Raw genomic sequence first — 19,347 nt, forward strand, 5'->3', positions numbered from 1 at the left:
CCTGGTGTCGTTTCGGTACAAGACTCCGGCGGGGCCAGTTCGCATACTCATGTCGTGGTGCAGGGCCTGTCCCGAGGGACGTGACCGCAGCACGGCATCCAAGGAGTGTGGAACATGCGCAAGATCGTGGCGGTGGAATACCTGAGTCTGGACGGCATCATGAGCGACCCGATGTGGACCATGCCGTACTTCAACGAGGAGATCGGCACTCGGCAGGACGCGTGGATCGCGCAGAGCGGCTCGCTCCTGCTCGGCCGGGTGACGTACGAGGGCATGTCGGCAGCGTGGATGGCGAACGAGGGCGGCGACGGGTTCACGACCCGCATCAACACTATCCCCAAGCACGTTGTTACCGAAACGCTCACCGAGCTGACGTGGAACGCGGCGCCCCTCTCGGGCGACATCGCCGAGGAGGTCCGGGCGCTCAAGCAGGGCGAGGGCGCTGACATCCTGATCTATGGCAGCGGCGTGCTGGTGCGTGCGCTCCTCGACCACGGCCTGCTTGACGAATTCCACCTGATCGTCTGCCCCGTCGTGGTGGGGGAGGGCCAGCGGTTGTTCTCGGAGGACAGCCGTGCCGCCTTGCAGTTGACGAACGTTCACGCGACGGCCACCGGGGTCGTGGTGCTGAGCTACCAAACCGAGGCGTCCAGCGGCGCGAATGAAGGCACCTGAGATGACTTCGCCCACCCTGAGGGCTGGATACGCCCCGGTGAACGGCCTGCGGATGTACTACGAGGTCCACGGGACGGGCGCGCCCCTCGTCGTGTTGCACGGCGCGTACATGACCGTCGACCTGCTGGGGGGGCTCGTGTCCGAACTCGCCGGGCACCAGCGGGTCATCGCCCCCGAGTTGCAGGGGCACGGGCACACCGCCGACAGCGGGCGGCCCCTGTCCTACGAGGGCATGGCGGACGACGTGGCCGCGCTGCTGGCCCACCTGGGCATTTCACAGGCCGATGTTCTGGGCTACAGCATGGGAGGCGCGGTGGCGCTGCAACTGGCGATCCGCCACCCGCAGGTCGTCCGCAAACTGGTGGTCGCCTCGGCCTCCTGCAACAGCGAGGGCGTGTACCCGGAGTTGCTGGAGGGCATCGAGCAGATGACCCCCGAGGTGTTCGACGGAACCCCCTGGAAGGAGGCCTACGACCGGGTCGCACCCAACCCGGAGGAGTTCGGGGTCCTGGTGGACCGGCTGAAAGCACTTGACCTGGAGGTCATGAACTGGCCCGCCGAGGCTATCCAGGCGATCCGCGCGCCCACCCTGCTCATCGTCGGGGACGCCGACATCGTTCGCCCCGAGCACGCGGTCGAGCTGTTCCGGTTGCTCGGCGGCGGGGTGGCGGGCGACCTGACGGGCCTGCCCGCCGCGCGGCTTGCCGTACTGCCCGGCACGACCCACACCGCCGTGCTGGACCGCGCCTCCTGGCTGCGGCCCATGATTCTTGAGTTCCTGGACGCTCCCCTGCCCGAGGGGACCGCAGCGCGAGCGGCGGTGGAAGCGGGCATCAACCGCGATACTCCAGGCAGGATGAACGATGAACGTCGCCCTGCCGTACAGCTATGACCCCGCCCTGACCGGCCGAGCAGGAGGATCACGAATGACCCGAATTCGACCGGCAGGTGAGAGACGCCGGTGCCTTCGTGTACGAGGCGGGGGTTTCCCCGGCGAACGCGGTCAGGATGGTCCAGGTCCGGAACGGCCAGGTCTCGGTCCAGCCGCGCCCCGTGGCGGGGGCCGGGGAGGTCGTCGCGGGCCTGTCCATCGTCGAGATGTGAGTGGTTGGCCGCCTTCGGAGCGCGCGTGGGAGCCTTCGCCGGATAGGCAAGGAACGTCCCGGCCTGGTCCACTCGTCGGCTGCCCTTGCCCCTCCCACGGCGCAGGGGCTTCTTGGGGCCCAGTTGCTCCCCGTCCCCCATTTCCCTCTCGGGGACGCCAAGCTCCTCGACCTGTCGGGGACTGGGCGGGGGACCATTCCCCGGCCCGCAGTTCGAGACGCGGCGCCTCGGCCCCAGCTCCCTCCTGGTCGCCGCCCTGCCGGCCTGACCGTGTTGCTCGGCTCCAGGCAGTGGGTCGCCGGGACGAACGGAACGGGCGGTTCTCGTGCCCCCTCGGCCCACCCCCTGACAGCTCCTGTGCCTCCGACTCGGCCCTCTGAGTCGGCGTGAGATTCGATCTGTGCGGCGAGCTTGCCCCCGGCCCGGCGTCGCTAGATCACCACGACGGTCTTTCCGCGCGCCTCCGGCCCCTCGGCGTGGCGGTGGGCGGCGACGATCTCCGCCAGCGGAAAGGTCCGGTCGAGCGGCACCCGCAGTTGCCCCGCGTCGATCAGCCGCGCCAGGAACGCGAGGTCTTGCGATCTCTCCTGCGTCCGCACCCCGGCCCAGCGGGGGCCCTCCCGCCCCAGCCGGGCGCGCAAGTCGGCCGCACTCGTCGGGAAGGGCCGGGTGGACACGAACACGCCGTCCGGGGCCAGCGAGGCCCGCACCTGGGGAAAGGCCAGCGCGGGCGGCGTGTCGAAGATCACGTCCCAGCTGCGGCCCAGCCGCGTGAAGTCGAGCGACGTGTGGTCGAGAACCTCGTCGGCCCCAAGCTCCCGCACGAAGTCGAGCTTGGGGCCGCGCGCCACGCCCGTCACCACCGCGCCGTAATGCCGGGCGAGCCCCACCGCGAAGGACCCGATGCCGCCCGCCGCCCCGTTCACGAGCACCCGTGCCCCGGGGCGCAGGTGCATCCCGGCCCCGTCCCGCAGAGCCTGCAGGGCGGTCAGGCCTGCCAGGGGCACGGCGGCGGCCTCCTCCAGGGAGACGCGGGCGGGCGCGGCCGCGACGCGGGACTGGCGCACGGTGACGTACTCGGCCGCGCCTCCTCCCCCGTGCCCCAGCAGTGAGAACACCCGGTCGCCGGGGTCGAAGGCGGTCACCTCCGGGCCCAGCCCGGCCACCTCCCCGGCGACGTCGAGCCCGACGGTATACGGTCGCCGCGCCACCAGGCGGGCGGGACCACCCCCCCGGCGCAGGCCGAGGTCGGTGCCGTTCACGCTGCTCGCCCGGACCCGGATGAGCACCTCGTCGCCCCGGGGATGCGGCCAGGGCACCTCCTCCAGGCGAAGCACCTCGGGGCCACCGAACGAGTGAAAGCGTGCCGCAAGCATGGGCCACCCTAGAGCGGCGGCCCGGGCGCGGTGTGAGGCCGCCTGGCCACCGTCTTTACCCGGACTTTGGAAGAGTGCCCAGGGCCCTCAACTCAAAGCGCCCGGCTCAACTGACCTCCAGGAGGGTCGTGTCGAACCGACAGAGGACTGGACCCTCCTGCCGCTCGATGGGCACGTGGGGCACCGCCGACGACCGCGCCCGGCTGACGTTCTTCGCCGGCTCTTCAGTGGGCGCGGTCCTGGGTCCGCCTCACGATTCGGGGCAGCAGGTGCGGCGCGAGGGCCTGCAAGGCATTGAGGCCCCCACGACCCGCACTGCCTGCGCGCGCAGGGTTCTAGCAAGTTAAGTTCGGTAGGCTGCTGAGCTGTGCCTGACCGGAAGCCCTACTGCCACCGGTTCCCTCTGAGAGTGATCGGCTACGCCCTGTGGCTCTACCACCGCTTCCCCCTCAGCCAGCGGGACCGTCCCTCCAGAACACTTGGAAGTCGCAGACGTACCGGGCATTCCCGGGCAGGTGGAAGGGCACCTGCCGCAGGAAGCCCACGACCTCCCCATCCGTGACCAAGATCTTGATGTGGTCATAGTACGCGGCCTCGAGCTTCGAGTCGAAGCGCATCCCGTCCCGCTCCACCGCGACCGCGCCGTACTTGTGCCCCATCGGGGGCACCGCTACCCTGCCCCGCCTCGTTGTGTGGCATCACCTTTCTACAGGGTCACAGGATGGTGAGGGCGTGAGAAGGTGGCGGTGAGTCGGCGTCGCCTGCGGTACCCGGCGCGCTCAAGGGCCCGGTGCACGTGCGTCACCCGCAGGACATGGCGGGGCGCGGCCGGGTACCGCTCGGCGAGCAGGGCGTGGAGAAAGGGCAGCGCGGAGAGCAAAAGGACCTCGCGGGCGTGGAGTCACCTTCCGGGTCCACGTTTATGCAGACTTAAGATGCTGTCCATAATCTAAGCGCGGCGTTATACGTGGCTCTTAGCGCGGACCCGGGTGAAGAGACGTGCACGACGGCCTGAAGCCTCCCAACGTTTCGCCCGCCGAGGCCGGAGCCAGGGTGGGCGGGGGAGGGGAGAGCGGGTCAGCCGAGGATGGGGGTCAACTCGCGCACGTACTCCCGCACCTGGGCCGCGTCCCGCAGTTGGAGCGGCTGGTAGCTCACGTAGACGGGCCGGTCCTGCGGCACCTCCGGGGCATCCTGGAGCAGATACCCGCACAGGCTCTCTCCGGTGAGGTTCAGGGGGTAGGGATGCCCGGTAGCGAGCCCCCGCAGGGTGATGCGCCTGGCGTCGTGGTCCAGCCTGGACCGGGGGGAGATCAGGACGAGGTCGCTGAGAACCAGGGCGAGGTAGGGGTGGCCGTCGAAGTGGAAGGTGGTGGTTTTCGTACCGGGTGTCAGGATCACCCGCCACGTGTGCCCGGGGGGAGGAGCCGAGGCCTCACCCCGCGGGGTCACCCTTCTCCCGGGGCACGATCACAGGAGGTGGTGACGCTTCTCCTCCTCGTACACCCGTTCCAGCACGAACTCCTTGAGCAGCGTCTGGTAGGGGGTGCCCTTGACCTCGGCGAGTCGGCGCAATCGACGCTCCAGGTCCACCCCCAGGCGCAGGCTGACAGGATTGGACCGGCGGGGGCGGGTGGGCAGGGTTCTCAGGAAGGCTTGGGTCTCCGGGTCGCCTTCGGCCCGGTCGAACATCGCGTCGCCCATCGCGTGGGTCGCCCAGAACTCGGCCTCCTCGGCCTCGGTCTCGAAGGCTGGAATCTCGCTGGGGTCGTTGACGATGATCAGGTCTTCCGGCATAGGCTCCTCAGGTGCGGCGGTAGCGCCGCCGCTCGCTCGGGATGGTTTCGCGTGCGGTGACCACCCGGAGAAGCCCAGCGCGTACCACGAAGACGACGAATAGGTACCGTCCCTCATTGGTCTGGCCGACCACGGCGCGGCGGCGCTCCCCGCCCGGACTCTGGTAAGCCTCCACGGGCACGCGGTCCGGGTCGAGAACCGCCTCCTCGGCTTCCTCGGGAGTGACGCCGTGACGGGCGATGTGCCCCTCGTTGGCGTCGTCCCATTCGAAATCCATGCCCGAGCGTAGCGCATCTGCATTACCACTGGAACGGGGAGCGGGGGGATCGTCGAGAGCCTGAAGGAAGAGGTCCATGTCCGGAGCGTGATCCCCGTGGCGGGGGGACGTGGGGGTGGGGGAGAGCACGTGCTCCACGCGTCCGTCCCGCCGACCGGCCGAGCTTCGCCCTTGCTGCGGCACCTCTTGGACGGCGATGATCCAGAAGGGCTCGCCGCCGAGCATGACCTGTTCTCCCACGGCGCCGAGGGGGTCAGGGAAAAAGCGAAGGACGTGGGCGATCCTGTCGAAGCGGGACCTGGCAAAAGCCTGCGCCCCGAGCCCGGCACGACCCCACGCTTCGCCCGGGCGGAGCACACGGACGGTGAGAGCCGAGAAGAAGAGGCGGAGGTGGACGAACCGGGTCACGGGCGACATGCGTTCCACCCTGCGCCCCCGGCCGGGCACGTCGGTACCACATCTGGCCGCACCCCCCGCGCAGGAGCGTCAGGCCCGGGAGGCAGGGGGTGAACGACCGTTCACAGGCCCATCTCGCAGAGCATCCCCGGGGGCGCCTTCTGCGGCACGGGCCAGACTCGCTGAGCCACAGCCCGGATCAGGGCAGCGGTCGTCAGGGCGTCCTCAGCGGCGCGGTGGGCGGGTCCCTGGGGCGTGACCCCCATCTCGGCGCAGGCCCGACTCGAACTTACCCGGGCGTACTCCTGGCGCTCGGGGTCGTAGTCGGCGTACAAGAAGGCGTACATATGCATCACGCAGGCGGTCTGCTTGCGGCCCACGACGCCAGTCGAAAGCCCGTGGTCCCGGCGCGTGGATTTCAGGCGGCCGTAGTCGAACTCGCTGTTGTAGATCAGCGCGGTCTTCCCGCGAACGGCCTCGCGGATGCGGAGGGCAACCTCCGCGAAGGTCGGGGCTCCGGCGAGCAACTCGTCAGCGATCCCGTGCACGCACCGTGCGCCCTCCTCGACGGGCACGATGTTGCGCACCAGGGTGTCGAGCAGCACCTCCCCGCGGTTCTGGCAAGTTAAGTTCGGTAGGCTGCTGAGCTGTGCCTGACCGAAAGCCGTACCGCCACCGTTTCCCCTTGAGCATCATCAGCTACGCCCTGTGGCTCTACCACCGCTTCCCCTCAGCCAGCGGGATGTCCAAGAGTTGCTGCAAGGGCGCGGGATCAGCGTCAGTCACGAAACCCTGCGGCAGTGGAACATCAAATTCGCCCCGCTGCTCACCGAAGAACTGCGCCACCGGGAACCCCGTCGGGGTTCCCGGTGGGAGGGGTCAAACACTGACTGTGGCGGGCCGTGGGCGAGCACGGTGCTGTGCTCGACCTCCTGTTCCAACCGTATCGGGACACGGAGGCGGCCTGCACCTTCTTCACCCGGCTGCTCAGTGAACACCAGGTTCCCGAGGTCATCCACACCGACAAGCTGTGGAGCTACGGGGCGGCGATCCGGAAACTTCCCGTGCTCCACAGCGTGGAGCACGTTCAAGTCGCCTCGGCTTTACGTTGTAACAACCTGGTCGAACAATCGCACCGTCCTACCCGGCAGCAGGAGCGAAGCCAACTAGGCTTCAAGCGACGACGACGGACGCAGGAGTTCCTTGCCCTGCACGCCCGAGTCTCGAACCTTCACCAGCACACCCGAACCACCGTCCCTGCCTCAGCAAGGCGAAGCCATTTGGCGAACGCTCTGCGGTTCTGGGATTAGGTGGTGCAGCAGGCAGCCTGAACTTCAGGCTGCCTGCCAGAAACGTCGGCCTGCCCTCGTTTAGTTGCCACAACCCCCGGTCCCTGTCACCTGTCCTTGTGGGTCTCGTCGAGGAAGGTGGAGACCCAGGCGAGGGGTGCGTTCCAGTTGATGGCGACCTCGTTGAACGATGAGGATCCGATGTCGTCGATGTAGCAGGTCTGCGGGGCACACCTGCCCCTCAGGACGGCGGCGGTGGGATCGGCCGGGCTGGAGTTCGGGCCGCCTGCCAGCGCGCCGGGGGGCGGAGCGGGAAATCTGGAGTCCCGGGCATGCGCCCAAAAGCGGTGGTGCGGGTTCGTCAACGGACGTTCTCCATACCCGGAGACGTAGGACTTGTCCAGGGGGTTGCGGCCCAGAAGGTAGTTCACGCCTTCCAGGGCCGCGTTCCGGTACCGGATGTTCCCGGTGAGGTGGTAGGCCAGGCCGAGGATGATGCCCCGGTTCATCACGTTGCTGTTCGAGCCCCAGGGGTAATGCGGCGAGCTGAACGGCAGCCCGTACCCGCGCCGGGGCACCTCGTCGGTGTAGGCATCCGCCGCCCGCAGCAGCTCGGCCCGGGCCGTCCTCACGTCTCCCTGACGCGGGCGACCTGGTCCCAGGGCGAGGGTAATGATGCCTGCCGCCTTCACGTCCCACCAGGTCAGGTCGTTCTCCACACCGCCCCCAGCAGCCCTGAGCACGCGCCGGTACGGCTCCTCTCCCGTCGTGGCGTACAACTCGGCGGCAGCCCAGTAGAACTCGTCTCCCAAGGTGGTGTCGGCATATGAACCCCCGCCCGTGAAATTGTCGTAGGCGTAGACGGCCGGGTTGCGCTTGGCGGCGTTCCAGGCACGGCGGGCCGCCTGGAGGCACCGCTGCGCGTAGGCGGGATCCACCCGCGCGAAGACCCGGGCACACTGCGCGGCGGTCGCCGCCAGGTTGAGGGTGGCCGCCGTGGAGGGCGGGTACAGGAAGCGCCGCTGCGAGTCCTCGTCGGGTCGGGAGGGAAAGTTCGTCCACTGCTCGCTGTGTAGCTTGTGATGCGCCATCCCCGAGGCGTCCACCTCGCTGAACCTCAGGTTGGAGAGCCTCAGGCGTTGGTCGCCGACCGGCAGACGCAGCCTCTGGCCGTCCGGCACCTGCATCCTCAGCAGGAAGTCCATCTCCCAGCGGGCCTCGTCCAGCAGGTCGTTCATGCCGTTGGCGTGCTCGGGAATACGCAGGCGGCCGTCCGCGAAGGGCTGGGTTCCTGAAAACCGCAGGCCCGTCTCGTAGAGGTTCATGAGCGTCCAGACCGAGATGCCGCCGTTCACCACGTACCGGCCGTGGTCACCCGCGTCGTACCAGCCGCCTCCGGCGTTCAGGGTGTAGCGGCAGCCCGGCCAGGTGTTTCCCTGGGCGTCCCGGCCGGCGAAGCAGGTGACGGCCCCGTCCCCCCGGTTCCCCAGGTGTCCGGCGGGCCGGGCCCACCTGCTGTTCCCGACGTACTTCGCCTCGATGGGGATGCCGCTGCGGTTGTGGTAGAAGTACGCCAGCGCGTCGTACTTCAAGGAGGCGTACAGGTCCCCCGCGATGCGGAAGGGGTGGCTGCGCAGGCCTCCCACCTCCAGCACGTACCCGTCGCCGACGGTTCGGAAGCCCGAGAAATCGACCTGATGAACGAAGTCTCCGGAGACCGGGTCTGTCCCGAACACGCGGCTGCGACCCCGGGCGAGTCTCCGGCCATCCGGGCCGAGCAGGGTCCAGGCGAGCGGCACCGCCGACTCGTAGGCGACGGCGGCGAGTTTGGGCGCGCCGGGGAAATATCCCACCTGGTTGACGCGCACCTCGGCCCGGTCGTTCACCTGGGCCGAAACGGGTCCCGGCGCGAACGTCGGTCCCCTCACCGAGATGTTGCTCAGGCACACCCGCGTGGCCTTCTGCCCGCCCAACTTGAACTGCAAGGAGGCCTGCGCGTCGTTCGCCCCGGTCATGTCGAAGGTGAAGCGGTAGGTCCGGGCAGCCTGGGTGACCCGGGCAACCTGCTGATCGAAGTATGCCGGGTAGGGCGACGTTTCCTGTTCCAGCAGGACCTTGAAGGCGGTGGGCTCGTCGGCGCGGGCCGTGAAGGAGACCGTGTACTTCGCCTCCCTCATCAGGCCCAGCCGGTTCTGGCCGAAGACCACGTCCCAGGGGTTAACCCCGGGCTTGACGACCTTCAGACACACCTCGCCGTTCCTGGCCGTGACCGCCGGGTCTCCCGCCACCCACCAGGGAGCCCGACCATTCTGGAACCCGCTGTTCCTGAGAAGGTTGCTCACGCCGATGGCCACCGGGACGGGGCGTGACAGGGCGTCTTGTCCGGACCAGTCGAAGGCCTGCGCCGTATAGATGTGCTCGCCGCTCAGGGTCGAGGGCGCTCGCACGGTCAGCGTGTAGGGTGCCGCTCTGTCCTCGCCGATCTTTTTGCCCCGGTCGTAGAACACGACCCGCGCGATGCCGCTCGTGTCCGCCGCCCTCGCCGTCAGGGTGAGGGGGCCGCCGACCGGAACGGTCATGGCGCTCGACGTCAGGGAGACGGTCGGCGGTGCCGTGTCGCCCCTGCCCGGTCGCCCCTGCCCGGAAAGCACCTGACAGGACGAGAGGGTTGTGGCGACCAGCAGGAGAACTATGTGCTGTGGGGCGTTTTTGTACATCCTCTCCTTCTCCTCAGGCTTTCGCGGTGGAGCACGGGCTTCATCTGTATAATTATAAACTTGAACTTAAGACGGTGGTGTCAGGTCCCCTTCTGAGAGGCCCTTCTTGAAGGCTGTCGGCGGTGAACCGGACACCTCGACGATCCCCGCCGACAGAGAGTGAGCGTTCGCCGACCGCAGGGCCGGGGGTTCCCGCTGTCCCCCAGCTTCCGTGGGCTCTGGGCCCGTTATGGTCGCCGTCGGCGGCCCGGTGGCAGCCCGTGGGGAAGCTGGCGGCGAACGCCCGGGGTCTTTGCCCACAGCGGGGCCGTCCGGGCAGAGGGGAGCCGTGGCCCCGTGCCCCGGACGGCCCGCTCCTTCCGTGAGGGGTTCTTGGAGCCCCCCAGGTCTCTCATACAGTCAGGCTTGCTTCCGCCCCCCGTCTTCGGCATACTGGCGGGGCCGCGGGTGCGGTGTCCCGTCTGAGTGACGCCCCCGACGATAACTGAAGCGTTCAGCGCTGCTGACCAGCGGCCCTGCCCCCGCACACGGACCATTCCGTCGCGGACCTTCGGTGATCACGGCACGTTCGGAGGTGCACCTCGCATGACCGCGACCCATCCCCTTTCCTCACGCTTCCACCGTCCGCTTTACCCCCCACCGGGGCGGCGGTCGGAGGATAGCGGCGAAGGGAACGACGGCGACCGGCTCTCCCCGCGTCCGGGTGAGACGCGCGGCTGGGGGACAGGTTGAGCGGTCATCGTCCGCCGTGTGGGCGAGGGGCTGGTACCCCTCCCATTCCCCCGGACGGCCCACCTCCCCAAGGAGAGCCCGCATGCTGATCGCAACCCACGTCTCAAGACTGAAATGGATGACCGCCGCCGTCCTCACGCTGGGCCTGCTGTCGTCCGGGTGTGCCGAGCCCGGGGCAGTCCGGGCCCAGACGACACCCGGCCCCTCCACCTCCGCCCGCGCGCTCAAGGTCATGCCGCTGGGGGACTCGATCACGGACGGGTACAACGTTCCGGGTGGTTACCGGACCGAGCTGTACCGCAGGCTGTCCGGGCAGGTGCCCGGGCTCAACTTCGTCGGCTCCCTGCAAAATGGCCCCGGCACCCTGGCCGACCGTGATCACGAGGGTCACAGCGGGTGGCGCATCGACGAACTCGCCGCCCAGGTGGACCAGTGGCTGGACCGCTCTCAGCCCGATGTCGTTCTCCTGATGATCGGCACCAACGACATCATCCAGAACCGTGACGTGCCGGGGGCTCCGGCCCGGCTGGGCCGTCTGCTCGACCAGATGTTCGCCCGACGTCCGGACCTGCGGATTCTGGTCTCTTCCCTTCCTCCCCTGCAAAATCCGGGGGAGAACCGCCGGGTGGAGCAGTACAACGCGGCCATCCCCGGGCTGGTCAAGAGTCGGGCCGATGGGGGCAGGAAGATCACCTTCGTGAATGCGGGGGCCGCGCTCACCCTCGCCGACCTGGCGGACGGGGTTCATCCCACTGCGAGCGGCTACAACAAGCTCGCGGGCCTCTGGTACCAGGCCCTGCGTCAGACGCCGGGGGTGGTCCGGGTGCAGCCGGTGCCTGACCGTGTCTTCCTGGAGCCCGCGCCGGGTGGAAGCGTTGTCAACGAGTCCGGCGCCTCCCGGGGACAGGCGGTGGGGTTGTGGTCGGCGGACCACCGGGCCCGGTTCGTGGTGCCCGCTACCCTGCCCGCCGGCTCCTACGCCCTGGGTCTGACCGCCCGCGCCGACGAGTACCGGGGCTGGCCTGTCGTCGCGTTGAAGCGGGGGAACACCCGGATCGGCACCGCCACCCTGACCTCGAAGACCTACGCCACCTACGCCCTGGGCACCGTCTCCCTCGCTCCCGGACAGGTTCTGGAGGTGGAATTCACTAACGACGCGCTCGGCAGCCGGGCGGGCGAGGACCGCAATGCCATCGTTGATCACCTCACCCTGGTCCCGGCCCGGGCCCGCGCCTCACAGAACACGGCACAGAACACGGCCCGGACCGCTCAGCCGACAGCGACCGGGGGCCGCCTGACTGTCTCACCCGACGGGAGGCGGCTGGAGTACGCGGACGGGCGGCCCTTCCTGTACTGGGCCGACACCGGCTGGGAACTGTTTCACCGCCTGAACCGCGACGACGCGCGCCAGTATCTCCAGAGGCGCAAGGAGCAGGGCTTCACGGTGATCCAGGCCGTGGCCCTCGCCGAACTCGACGGCCTCACCAAGCCCAATGCCCAGGGCGACCTGCCGCTCGTCGGCAAGGACCCCGCCCGCCCCGCCGTGACCCCGGGGAGCAGTCCCAATGACCCCGCGCAGTACGACTACTGGGACCACGTGGACTATGTGGTGGACCAGGCCGCCTCGCTGGGGCTGGTCGTCGCGCTGCTGCCCAGCTGGGGCCGTTGGGTGAACAACGAGCCGATCTTTACCCCGGCCTCGGCCAGGAGTTACGGGACCTTCCTGGGGAAGCGGTACAAGGACAAGCCGGTGATCTGGGTGATGGGGGGAGACCGGGTTCCCGAGACGGCCGCACACTCCGAGGTCTGGCGAGCGCTGGCCGAGGGCATCGAGCAGGGCGTCGGGGGGCGGGACCGGGCATTGATCACCTACCACCCGCACGGGGGCAAGACCTCCGCCGAGTATTTTCACGACGAGCCGTGGCTGGATTTCAACATGTGGCAAACCGGCCACTGCCGCGATCAGCAGGAGGCGGCCAAGCTGCTGAGCACCTTCGGGCGCACTCCGGTCAAGCCGGTGATCAACGCCGAGCCGGTGTACGAGAACCACGCGGTCTGCCACGATGAGGACAACGGCTTCGCCGACGAGGTAGACGTGCGGAACGTCGCGTACTGGAGCATGTTCGCGGGCGCAGCGGGGCACAGCTACGGCCACCGCATCATCTGGGGCTTCGACGTGTACAGCGGCGATAAGGCGTGGCTCAAAGCGATGCAGGCGCCGGGGGCACGGCAGTTGGGGTACCTGAAGCGGCTGCTGGAGTCCCGCCCGGCCCAGGGGCGGGTGCCCGACGAGACGCTGGTGAAGGGGAGTTTCACGGGCACGCGGCCCGTCGTGTCGCTGCGCGGGCAGGACTACGCCTGGGTGTACCTACCGGACGGCGGCGCGGCCACCGTGACGCTGGGGCGGGTGGGGGGCCAGCGGGTCCGGGCGGCGTGGTTCAATCCCCGCACCGGGAACAGGGCGACGATAGGCACCTTCACGAACTCCGGCGAGCGTGCCTTCTCCTCCCCCTCGAAGGGTCATGGCCAGGACTGGGTGCTGCTGATCGAGCGGGCCTGAGGCGAGCACTCGCCCTGATCGCCCCGGGGTTCATGCAGACGAGTCTGGTCCACCACTCCGGCAGAAGGAGAACGTCGCCTGCTCCAGCAAGAGCAAGGCGGCGTTTCGTCTGTGGATGAAGCCGACTGGAGGCCCGATTCAGGGGAAGTGGGCGACGGCAACCTGTGAGGCTGCCGGGACAGCATCGGGGCGAACAGGTGGGCGGAAGGAGCGCAGGCGCAGGGCGTTGCTGAGCACGAAGACACTGGAAAAGCCCATCGCCGCCGCCGCCAGCACCGGGCTGAGCAGCCAGCCGAAGGCGGGGTACAGCACGCCCGCCGCGACCGGGATCAGCACGATGTTGTACGCGAAGGCCCAGAACAGGTTGAGCTTGATGTTCCGCAGTGTGGCGCGGCTGAGCGCCAGGGCGTTCGGCACCCCCCGCAGGTCCCCGCTCATCAGGATCACGTCGGCGGTCTCCACGGCCACGTCCGTGCCCGTGCCGATGGCGAGGCCCACGTCCGCCTGCGCGAGCGCCGGGGCGTCGTTGATGCCGTCTCCCACAAAGGCCACCCTGTCCCCCTTGCCCTGAAGTTCCTTCACCGCGTCACTCTTGCCGCTGGGCAACACCTCGGCCAGCACTTCGTCGATGCCGACCTGTCGGGCGATGGCGTTGGCGGTGCGGGCATTGTCACCGGTGATCATGGCGACCTTGAGGCCCTGGCGGTGAAGGCGCTTCACCGCCTCCGGGCTGCCCTCCTTGATGGGGTCGGCCACCGCGATGACGGCGGCGAGCTGCCCGTCGATGGCCGCGTACAGCGGGCTCTTGCCCTCGTCGCCCAGCCGCTTGGCCTGGGCAGCGAAGGGGGCGACACTCAGGCCCAGCCGCTCCATGTAGCGGTCAGCCCCGACCTGAACCAGATGGCCCTGCACGCGAGCCTCCAGCCCGTACCCGGGGATGGCCTCGAAGCTCTCAGGCAGGAGGATGGGGACGCCCTGCTTCTTCGCCGCGTCCACGATGGCGCGGGCGATGGGGTGCTCGCTCTGTTCTTCCGCCGCCGCGACCAGTTGCAGCACTTCCGCACGGTCGAAGCCGGGGGTGGTCACCAGATCGGTGAGTTCGGGCCTCCCCTTGGTCAGGGTGCCCGTCTTATCCACGGCGACCACGTTCACGCCCTGAAGTCCTTCGAGCGCCGCGCCGTTGCGGAAGAGCACGCCGAGTTCGGCGGCCTTGCCGGTGCCGACCATGATGCTTGTCGGGGTGGCGAGGCCCATCGCGCAGGGGCAGGCGATGATCAGCACGGCGACGGTGTTCACCAGGGCGAAGCTGAGGGCCTGCTGCCCGCCCACCAGCAGCCAGATCAGGAAGGTCAGCGCGGCGATGCCGAACACGATAGGGACGAAGACGCTCACCACCTTGTCCGCCAGGCCCTGAATGGGGGGCTTGGAGCCCTGAGCCGTCTCGACGAGCTTGATGATCTGCGCGAGGGCCGTATCCGCGCCGATGCGAGTTGCCTTGAAACTGAAGACGCCGTTCTGGTTGATGGTTCCGCCCACGACCGCTGCACCTGTCTGCTTGACGACAGGAACAGGCTCGCCGGTAATCATACTCTCGTCCACGAAGGAGTTGCCGGAGACGACCTCGCCGTCCACGGGCACCTTCTCGCCGGGGCGCACCGAGATCAGGTCACCGATCAGGACCTCGTCCACCGGGAGTTCGAGTTCCTGTCCCCCACGGACCACCCGCGCCGTTTTGGCTTGGAGACTTAGCAGCTTCTTCATCGCCTCGCTGGAGCGGCCCTTGGCGATGGCCTCGAAATACTTGCCCAGCAGGATCAGGGTGATGACGACCGCCGACGCCTCGTAGTACACGTGAGCTGTCCCCCGGGGGAAGACCTGCGGGGCAACTGTGGCGACGAGCGAGTAGAGGAAAGCCGCCGAGGTGCCGATCATCACCAAGGCGTTCATGTCGGGCGAGCGGTGCCTCAGGCTCTTCCAGCCCAGGCGGTAGAAGCGCAGCCCGGGGCCGAACTGAACCGGGGCTGCGAGGGCGAGCATGATCCAGTTCAGGGCGGCCATGCTCACCCGCTCGTGGAGCCACATGCCGAAGGGCGCAAAGAGCATCGGGAGCATCGCCAGGATCAGCAGGGGCACGGCGAACAGGGCGCTGAAGGTCACGGCCCGGCGTAACCCCTGGACTTCCCGTTCCCGGGCCTCGCGTTCCTGATCACTGCGGTCCTGCCCAGCCTGGCTCTCCAGCACCCCATACCCGGCGCCCCGCACCGCTGCCTTGAGCTGCCCAGCGCTGACGCTCGACGGCAGGTAACGGACGCTGGCGCGCTCAGTGGCGAGGTTGACGCTGGCGTCCAGCACCCCGTCCACCTTCCTGAGGGCCCGTTCCACCCGGCCGACACAACTCGCGCAGGTCATCCCCTGCACGCCCAGTTCGATCTCGCCCACGACGGGCTCGTAGCCCACGTCCTTGACCTTGGCAATCAGCACTTCAGGGCCGATCTGCTCCGGGTCATACGTGACAGTGGCACGCTCAGTGGCGAGGTTCACGCTGGCCTGCTCGACGCCCTCCACCTTGCTCAGGCCCCGCTCGACTCTTCCGACGCAACTGGCGCAGGTCATCCCCTGCACGCCGAGTTCGATGGTCTTGCTCATCTCTGCCTCCTATCCCCCCGGGGGGGATCATGGAAAGAGCATAGGCCAAGAGGTCGGGCAAGGCAAGTCTTTTCTCGGTCGTTGAGGGAGAGTGAAAGCCAAGTCCGTCGCTTCCCCTTGAAACCCTCCCGGGGGGGCTGTATCCTTCTGCCATGACGACGGAACTGACGGTTACCGGAATGAGCTGCGGCCACTGCGAGAAGGCGGTCACCGGCGCCCTGAAGAGCGTGCCCGGGGTGCAGGATGTGCGTGTGGACCTGCAAGGCGGCACGGCGACGGTGCAGGGCGAGGCTGACCCCCAGGCGCTGATCGCCGCTGTGGCCGAAGAGGGCTACGGGGCTCAGGTGCGCGGTTGACATGACCCAAGCCAAGACCGAGCCTGCCGCTCACATGGGGCATCACCTGTGTATGCCCGAGGACGCCCGCAAGCGCGCTGCCCGGCGCCTGAAGATTGCCCGGGGGCACCTCGACAGCATCGTGACGATGCTGGAGCAGGAGGATGCTTACTGTGTGGACGTGTTGCGGCAGATCAAGGCGGTGCAGGGGGCGCTCTCGGGCGCGGGGGAGGTCGTGCTGCGCGGCCACCTCGAAGCCCACGTCGCCACCGCCTCCACCCGGGGGGACAGTGTGGAGATCGTCGAGGAACTGATGGAAGCCCTCAAGTACACCTGAACGGCGGAGCTTGGACCGGTGGGCGGTCAACCTGGCTGCCCACCGCGTTCTTCGGGCGCTGTTCCCCGGTCGGGGGAGCGGATTACGTACGCTGGCCGGAGAGGTCCGCTCCGTCCGCTGCCCCACTCCCGGGTCGTGGGGAGTGGCTGCGCCGCCGGGCGGGCCACGCCTCCGCCCGCACGGGGTACCCTGAAGGGGGGACAGGATGAGTCAGGACCGTGCCCAGCCGCTCGCCACCGTCTAGAGACTTCCCTCGCTGCGCTTCGGGGGCAACGGGGCCCTGATGGCGGCCCTGTTCGTCCTGACCTGCGCCCTGATGCTCAGCGTGCCCTGCTCGCCGGGCTCGGCGCCCTGTACGTCCTGGTCGCCATCGTCGGCTTCGCGGCGGTGCAGTGCCGGGGCGGCGTCGCCCGGGGACTGGTGTACCTGGGCACGCAGCATCTGCTCGGCATGGAGCTGATGGCGCTCGGCGGTATCGGGGTCGGCAACACCCTGCTCCTGCTCCTCGTGCTCAGCCAGGCCACCCGGGTCCTGTCGCTGGGGTGGGACGAGCGTGCTGGGCAAGCTCGGGGTGCGCGACCGGACCCGGGCCGCCCTCCAGGCGCGGGCCCTCGGGCTGCTTTGACGCCTGTCGGCGTTCGGACACCCGCGACCGGGGATTCCGGCCTGAGCGTCAGGAGGAGGGGCCAAGGGCGGGGTCATGGGGTGGAGGGCTCATGGGCCACAGCCAGGCCGCCCTCTCCGGGGTACGGGCGCCTCGCGGCGGGCCGCGCTCGCCCCCTCACCCGTGGAAATGGAAGCGCCGCGCGCCGTCCCTGGAGGTCAGGTACGCGATCTCCCGCAGTCCCGCCGCCTCGTAGACGGCCCGCTGGGCCTCCGCTCCGCGCCGGGAGCCGTACACCACCCCCTCGAACCACCAGGCCTCCGCCAGCCAGCGGCGCACCGCCTCCAGGAACTCCCGCTCGAGGGCCTCGGTCGTGCCGCGCCGCAGCCAGGACTCCACCCGCACCCCGGCCCGCGCGAGCACCTCCCGCTCGGCATCACTCACGTGGTAACTGTCCAGGAAGGGCGCCACCTCGCTGAGGTAGAGCGAGCCCAGCAGCGTCCGCTCATCCGGCGTGAAGACGCTGAAGCCGTAAGCCTCGTCCCGGTCGTGCTCGCCGATGTGCATGTGCAGGTCTTCGAGGTTGGCCTGCGGGGTGAAGCTGTCCTCGGGCCACTCGGAGTCGCTCCAGACGCGCAACTCGTGCCTGGAGTCCATGACGGCCTCGTAGTCGAGGGCGTTGTCCTCCGGCCGCTGGCGGCGCAGCGTGAAGTGCGGGGTGACGAGGAAGTCGGGCACGGGAAGGTGATTCGGGTTCAGGGGCATGGAGTCAACCTACCCGGCCCGGCATGGTCGGCGGATGGCAGCGGGGTCGGCCGTCCGTGGCGAACCGCAGACACACGATGGGGGAGCGCCTTACGCCCGCGCTTTTCCCCTCTTGCCGCCGCCCCCGGTCATTCCAGGCGGCGCACCAGGGCCACGTGGTCCTCCCTGAATCCGGCCCGTTCGGAGAAGGCCCGCGCCCGGGTGTTGTTCCGGGACGTTTTCGACTTCACCTTGGCGGCGTCCATCAGGAAGCGGCCGACGCCCCGGCCCTCCGCCCCCCGGCCACGGCAAGGTTCTTGCCGAAGGCGCTCCGCTCCCCAGGCTTCCGGTACAGCAGGGTGAAGCCGAGCGGCTCCTCCCCCTCGTCCTGCGCGGGTCAGGACCGCCGACCCCTCCTCGGGCCCGTGGAAGACGCCCCGGAACAGGTTCTCGTAGCTCGCCGCGAGCGCCGCCCGGTCCCGCCAGGCAGGGGCGGTGGCGGTCAGGCGTGGGACCAAGCGGAGCAGGAAGGGGAGACCCCGCGTGGTGGGCGTGTCTACGTGCTGCGCGTGTGGTACGAGGGGGAGGCCCCGACGCGGCGGCGGCACTGGCGGGCGTCCCCGCGCGAGGGGACCGACGGCGAGCGGCGGCACTTCGCCAGCATCGACGACTGCATCGAGCACCTCTCCGGCGAACTCGCGCGGCGCTGAGGAGCGGGCATTCACAGGGGGCACGCCCTTCGCGCGGGGGGGTGCCCCTTCCCCCTGGGGCCGCGTCATCCTCCAATCATCCGCTGCCCCGTACGCTGCGGGCACGCCTAAAGGCGACGGAGGACCCCATGAACCGAACGACCCGCACCCTGACCGCCCTGCTCGGCCTCACCCTCACCCTCGGCGCCGGAGCCGTCCCCGCCGCCCGCACCATCAGCGGGACGATCACGGCGGCGGGCGGGCACTCCCTCAAGGACACGGTGGTCATCGCCTGCCCGAAAGGGGACTGCGACTCGGACGACGTGAAGGGCATGGTCGTCGAGAGCACGGGCGCGACCACCACCTTCACCCTGGGGGACCTCGACGACGTGGACTACGCGATCTACGCGGTGCAGGACAACGACGGCGACGAGGACGTGAGCGCGGGCGACTGGGTGGACCGCAACCTCGCCCAGGAGAAGGAGGCGGCGCTGGTGAAGATCGGCACGAAGACCGTCAAGCTCGAACTCGTGGAAGTGAAGTGACGAACATGAAAACTCTCCTTGCCCTGATCGCCCTGTCCGCCGCCGCGACCAGCCTCGCCGCGCCCACCACGCCCACGATCCTCGACGCGAAGCCCTCGGCCATCGTGGACCTGCTGAAAAACGAGGGCTACAAGCCCGAATTCAAGCCCGGCGACGACAAGACCTCGCCCTCCATCACCGTGAAATCTGAGGGCAACTCGTTCTACCTGTACTTCACGGGCTGCAAGGACGGGGTGTGCAAGCGCCTGAGCACCACGAACGGCTTCGAGCGCCCCAGCAAGGCCGACGACCTCGCCGCCAAGATCACCGCCTGGAACGCCAAGTGGTACAGCCAGGCCTACGAGGAGAAGGACGGCTCCGTGTACCTCGACGCCTCCTACGTCCTGACGGGCGGTTTCACCGCCGCCAACTTCCTCGCGTGGTTCGACGCGTACAAGACCGAGTACGACGAATTCACGAACACGATCTACTGACACGTCCCCTTCCAGGGCGGGGTTCCTGCGGGAGCCCCGCTCCTTCGTGCT

General features: G+C 68.9%; 21 protein-coding genes and 2 pseudogenes. 11 read left to right on the forward strand and 12 right to left on the reverse strand.

Annotated elements, in window-relative coordinates:
- Positions 1–114: 114 nt before the first annotated feature.
- Genes DAETH_RS21995 through DAETH_RS22005 form a run of 3 tightly spaced genes read left to right on the forward strand, consistent with a single transcriptional unit; the run spans position 115 to position 1,779 of the window.
- Positions 115–675 (forward strand): dihydrofolate reductase family protein, encoded by a 561-nt coding sequence (locus DAETH_RS21995; protein ID WP_264778253.1) that lies wholly within the window; start codon positions 115–117, stop codon positions 673–675.
- A 1-nt stretch (position 676) separates the two neighbouring features.
- Positions 677–1,567, forward strand: coding sequence for an alpha/beta fold hydrolase (locus DAETH_RS22000; RefSeq protein WP_264778254.1), 891 nt, complete (start codon positions 677–679; stop codon positions 1,565–1,567).
- 56 nt (positions 1,568–1,623) lie between these two features.
- Complete coding sequence (locus tag DAETH_RS22005) at positions 1,624–1,779, forward strand: YciI family protein (protein ID WP_264778255.1); 156 nt, start codon at positions 1,624–1,626, stop codon at positions 1,777–1,779.
- A 431-nt stretch (positions 1,780–2,210) separates the two neighbouring features.
- On the opposite strand, the gene DAETH_RS22010 is transcribed toward DAETH_RS22005, so the two are convergent.
- Complete coding sequence (locus DAETH_RS22010; protein WP_264778256.1) at positions 2,211–3,155, reverse strand: NAD(P)-dependent alcohol dehydrogenase; 945 nt, start codon at positions 3,153–3,155, stop codon at positions 2,211–2,213.
- A 367-nt stretch (positions 3,156–3,522) separates the two neighbouring features.
- Here DAETH_RS22010 and DAETH_RS22015 point away from each other — a divergent pair.
- Positions 3,523–3,618 (forward strand): annotated as a pseudogene (locus DAETH_RS22015) (IS6 family transposase); the annotation flags it as partial.
- Here DAETH_RS22015 and DAETH_RS22020 read toward each other — a convergent pair.
- The 6 genes from DAETH_RS22020 to DAETH_RS22045 form a co-directional block, all read right to left on the reverse strand.
- Complete coding sequence (locus DAETH_RS22020) at positions 3,605–3,814, reverse strand: DUF1064 domain-containing protein (RefSeq protein ID WP_319993764.1); 210 nt, start codon at positions 3,812–3,814, stop codon at positions 3,605–3,607. The pseudogene DAETH_RS22015 and the gene DAETH_RS22020 sit on opposite strands and share 14 nt — an antisense overlap.
- 47 nt (positions 3,815–3,861) lie before the next feature.
- Complete coding sequence (locus DAETH_RS22025; protein WP_264778257.1) at positions 3,862–4,035, reverse strand: hypothetical protein; 174 nt, start codon at positions 4,033–4,035, stop codon at positions 3,862–3,864.
- Between the two features lie 197 nt (positions 4,036–4,232).
- Entirely contained in the window at positions 4,233–4,607 is a 375-nt protein-coding gene (locus DAETH_RS22030) for a hypothetical protein (protein WP_264778258.1), read from the reverse strand.
- Positions 4,608–4,625: 18 nt separating this feature from the next.
- Positions 4,626–4,952, reverse strand: coding sequence for a BrnA antitoxin family protein (locus DAETH_RS22035; RefSeq protein WP_264778259.1), 327 nt, complete (start codon positions 4,950–4,952; stop codon positions 4,626–4,628).
- Between the two features lie 7 nt (positions 4,953–4,959).
- A complete protein-coding gene (locus DAETH_RS22040; RefSeq protein ID WP_264778260.1) occupies positions 4,960–5,646 on the reverse strand; it encodes a BrnT family toxin in 687 nt (228 codons plus the stop codon).
- Between the two features lie 101 nt (positions 5,647–5,747).
- Positions 5,748–6,230 (reverse strand): 3'-5' exonuclease, encoded by a 483-nt coding sequence (locus DAETH_RS22045; protein WP_264778261.1) that lies wholly within the window; start codon positions 6,228–6,230, stop codon positions 5,748–5,750.
- 44 nt (positions 6,231–6,274) lie between these two features.
- Between DAETH_RS22045 and DAETH_RS22050 the strand changes: the two are divergent.
- Positions 6,275–6,935 (forward strand): annotated as a pseudogene (locus DAETH_RS22050) (IS6 family transposase).
- Positions 6,936–7,021: 86 nt separating this feature from the next.
- Here the strand turns inward: DAETH_RS22050 and DAETH_RS22055 are convergent.
- Positions 7,022–9,631 carry a glycoside hydrolase family 9 protein gene (locus DAETH_RS22055; protein ID WP_264778262.1) on the reverse strand — a complete coding sequence of 870 codons (2,610 nt, stop codon included), beginning with the start codon at positions 9,629–9,631 and terminating at the stop codon, positions 7,022–7,024.
- A gap of 850 nt (positions 9,632–10,481) precedes the next feature.
- Here DAETH_RS22055 and DAETH_RS22060 point away from each other — a divergent pair.
- Complete coding sequence (locus DAETH_RS22060; RefSeq protein WP_264778263.1) at positions 10,482–12,923, forward strand: apiosidase-like domain-containing protein; 2,442 nt, start codon at positions 10,482–10,484, stop codon at positions 12,921–12,923.
- A 138-nt stretch (positions 12,924–13,061) separates the two neighbouring features.
- On the opposite strand, the gene DAETH_RS22065 is transcribed toward DAETH_RS22060, so the two are convergent.
- On the reverse strand, positions 13,062–15,569 hold the full coding sequence (locus tag DAETH_RS22065; protein WP_264778264.1) for a heavy metal translocating P-type ATPase: 2,508 nt from the start codon (positions 15,567–15,569) through the stop codon (positions 13,062–13,064).
- A 152-nt stretch (positions 15,570–15,721) separates the two neighbouring features.
- Here DAETH_RS22065 and DAETH_RS22070 point away from each other — a divergent pair, with 152 nt between their 5' ends.
- Entirely contained in the window at positions 15,722–15,925 is a 204-nt protein-coding gene (locus DAETH_RS22070; RefSeq protein WP_264778265.1) for a CopZ family metallochaperone, read from the forward strand.
- A gap of 1 nt (position 15,926) precedes the next feature.
- Complete coding sequence (locus DAETH_RS22075; RefSeq protein ID WP_319993760.1) at positions 15,927–16,241, forward strand: metal-sensitive transcriptional regulator; 315 nt, start codon at positions 15,927–15,929, stop codon at positions 16,239–16,241.
- Between the two features lie 240 nt (positions 16,242–16,481).
- Here the strand turns inward: DAETH_RS22075 and DAETH_RS22080 are convergent, their stop codons facing one another.
- The 3 genes from DAETH_RS22080 to DAETH_RS22090 form a co-directional block, all read right to left on the reverse strand.
- Positions 16,482–16,943 carry a hypothetical protein gene (locus DAETH_RS22080; RefSeq protein WP_264778266.1) on the reverse strand — a complete coding sequence of 154 codons (462 nt, stop codon included), beginning with the start codon at positions 16,941–16,943 and terminating at the stop codon, positions 16,482–16,484.
- 79 nt (positions 16,944–17,022) lie between these two features.
- Positions 17,023–17,610: a hypothetical protein gene (locus DAETH_RS22085; RefSeq protein ID WP_264778267.1), complete on the reverse strand. Its 588-nt coding sequence runs from the start codon at positions 17,608–17,610 to the stop codon at positions 17,023–17,025.
- Positions 17,611–17,738: 128 nt separating this feature from the next.
- Entirely contained in the window at positions 17,739–18,107 is a 369-nt protein-coding gene (locus tag DAETH_RS22090) for an N-acetyltransferase (RefSeq protein ID WP_264778268.1), read from the reverse strand.
- A gap of 42 nt (positions 18,108–18,149) precedes the next feature.
- On the opposite strand from DAETH_RS22090, the gene DAETH_RS22095 reads away from it, so the two are divergent.
- The 3 genes from DAETH_RS22095 to DAETH_RS22105 all read left to right on the forward strand — a co-directional run bounded on the left by DAETH_RS22095 (position 18,150) and on the right by DAETH_RS22105 (position 19,296).
- A complete protein-coding gene (locus tag DAETH_RS22095; RefSeq protein WP_264778269.1) occupies positions 18,150–18,299 on the forward strand; it encodes a hypothetical protein in 150 nt (49 codons plus the stop codon).
- A 128-nt stretch (positions 18,300–18,427) separates the two neighbouring features.
- Positions 18,428–18,823 carry a hypothetical protein gene (locus DAETH_RS22100; protein ID WP_264778270.1) on the forward strand — a complete coding sequence of 132 codons (396 nt, stop codon included), beginning with the start codon at positions 18,428–18,430 and terminating at the stop codon, positions 18,821–18,823.
- A gap of 5 nt (positions 18,824–18,828) precedes the next feature.
- Entirely contained in the window at positions 18,829–19,296 is a 468-nt protein-coding gene (locus tag DAETH_RS22105; RefSeq protein ID WP_264778271.1) for a YbjN domain-containing protein, read from the forward strand.
- Positions 19,297–19,347: the final 51 nt, after the last annotated feature.

Origin of the sequence: Deinococcus aetherius (genome assembly GCF_025997855.1) — a bacterium.
In the GTDB taxonomy this organism is placed as follows: domain Bacteria; phylum Deinococcota; class Deinococci; order Deinococcales; family Deinococcaceae; genus Deinococcus; species Deinococcus aetherius.

Coding starts and splice junctions, on each gene's coding strand:
- DAETH_RS21995 (WP_264778253.1), top strand. CDS start 115: ATGCGCAAGATCGTGGCGGTGGAATACCTGAGTCTGGACGGCATCATG.
- DAETH_RS22000 (WP_264778254.1), top strand. CDS start 677: ATGACTTCGCCCACCCTGAGGGCTGGATACGCCCCGGTGAACGGCCTG.
- DAETH_RS22010 (WP_264778256.1), bottom strand. CDS start 3,155: ATGCTTGCGGCACGCTTTCACTCGTTCGGTGGCCCCGAGGTGCTTCGC.
- DAETH_RS22020 (WP_319993764.1), bottom strand. CDS start 3,814: ATGGGGCACAAGTACGGCGCGGTCGCGGTGGAGCGGGACGGGATGCGC.
- DAETH_RS22035 (WP_264778259.1), bottom strand. CDS start 4,952: ATGCCGGAAGACCTGATCATCGTCAACGACCCCAGCGAGATTCCAGCC.
- DAETH_RS22040 (WP_264778260.1), bottom strand. CDS start 5,646: ATGTCGCCCGTGACCCGGTTCGTCCACCTCCGCCTCTTCTTCTCGGCT.
- DAETH_RS22055 (WP_264778262.1), bottom strand. CDS start 9,631: ATGTACAAAAACGCCCCACAGCACATAGTTCTCCTGCTGGTCGCCACA.
- DAETH_RS22060 (WP_264778263.1), top strand. CDS start 10,482: ATGACCGCCGCCGTCCTCACGCTGGGCCTGCTGTCGTCCGGGTGTGCC.
- DAETH_RS22065 (WP_264778264.1), bottom strand. CDS start 15,569: ATGAGCAAGACCATCGAACTCGGCGTGCAGGGGATGACCTGCGCCAGT.
- DAETH_RS22070 (WP_264778265.1), top strand. CDS start 15,722: ATGACGACGGAACTGACGGTTACCGGAATGAGCTGCGGCCACTGCGAG.
- DAETH_RS22075 (WP_319993760.1), top strand. CDS start 15,927: ATGACCCAAGCCAAGACCGAGCCTGCCGCTCACATGGGGCATCACCTG.
- DAETH_RS22080 (WP_264778266.1), bottom strand. CDS start 16,943: ATGACCCCGCCCTTGGCCCCTCCTCCTGACGCTCAGGCCGGAATCCCC.
- DAETH_RS22085 (WP_264778267.1), bottom strand. CDS start 17,610: ATGCCCCTGAACCCGAATCACCTTCCCGTGCCCGACTTCCTCGTCACC.
- DAETH_RS22100 (WP_264778270.1), top strand. CDS start 18,428: ATGAACCGAACGACCCGCACCCTGACCGCCCTGCTCGGCCTCACCCTC.
- DAETH_RS22105 (WP_264778271.1), top strand. CDS start 18,829: ATGAAAACTCTCCTTGCCCTGATCGCCCTGTCCGCCGCCGCGACCAGC.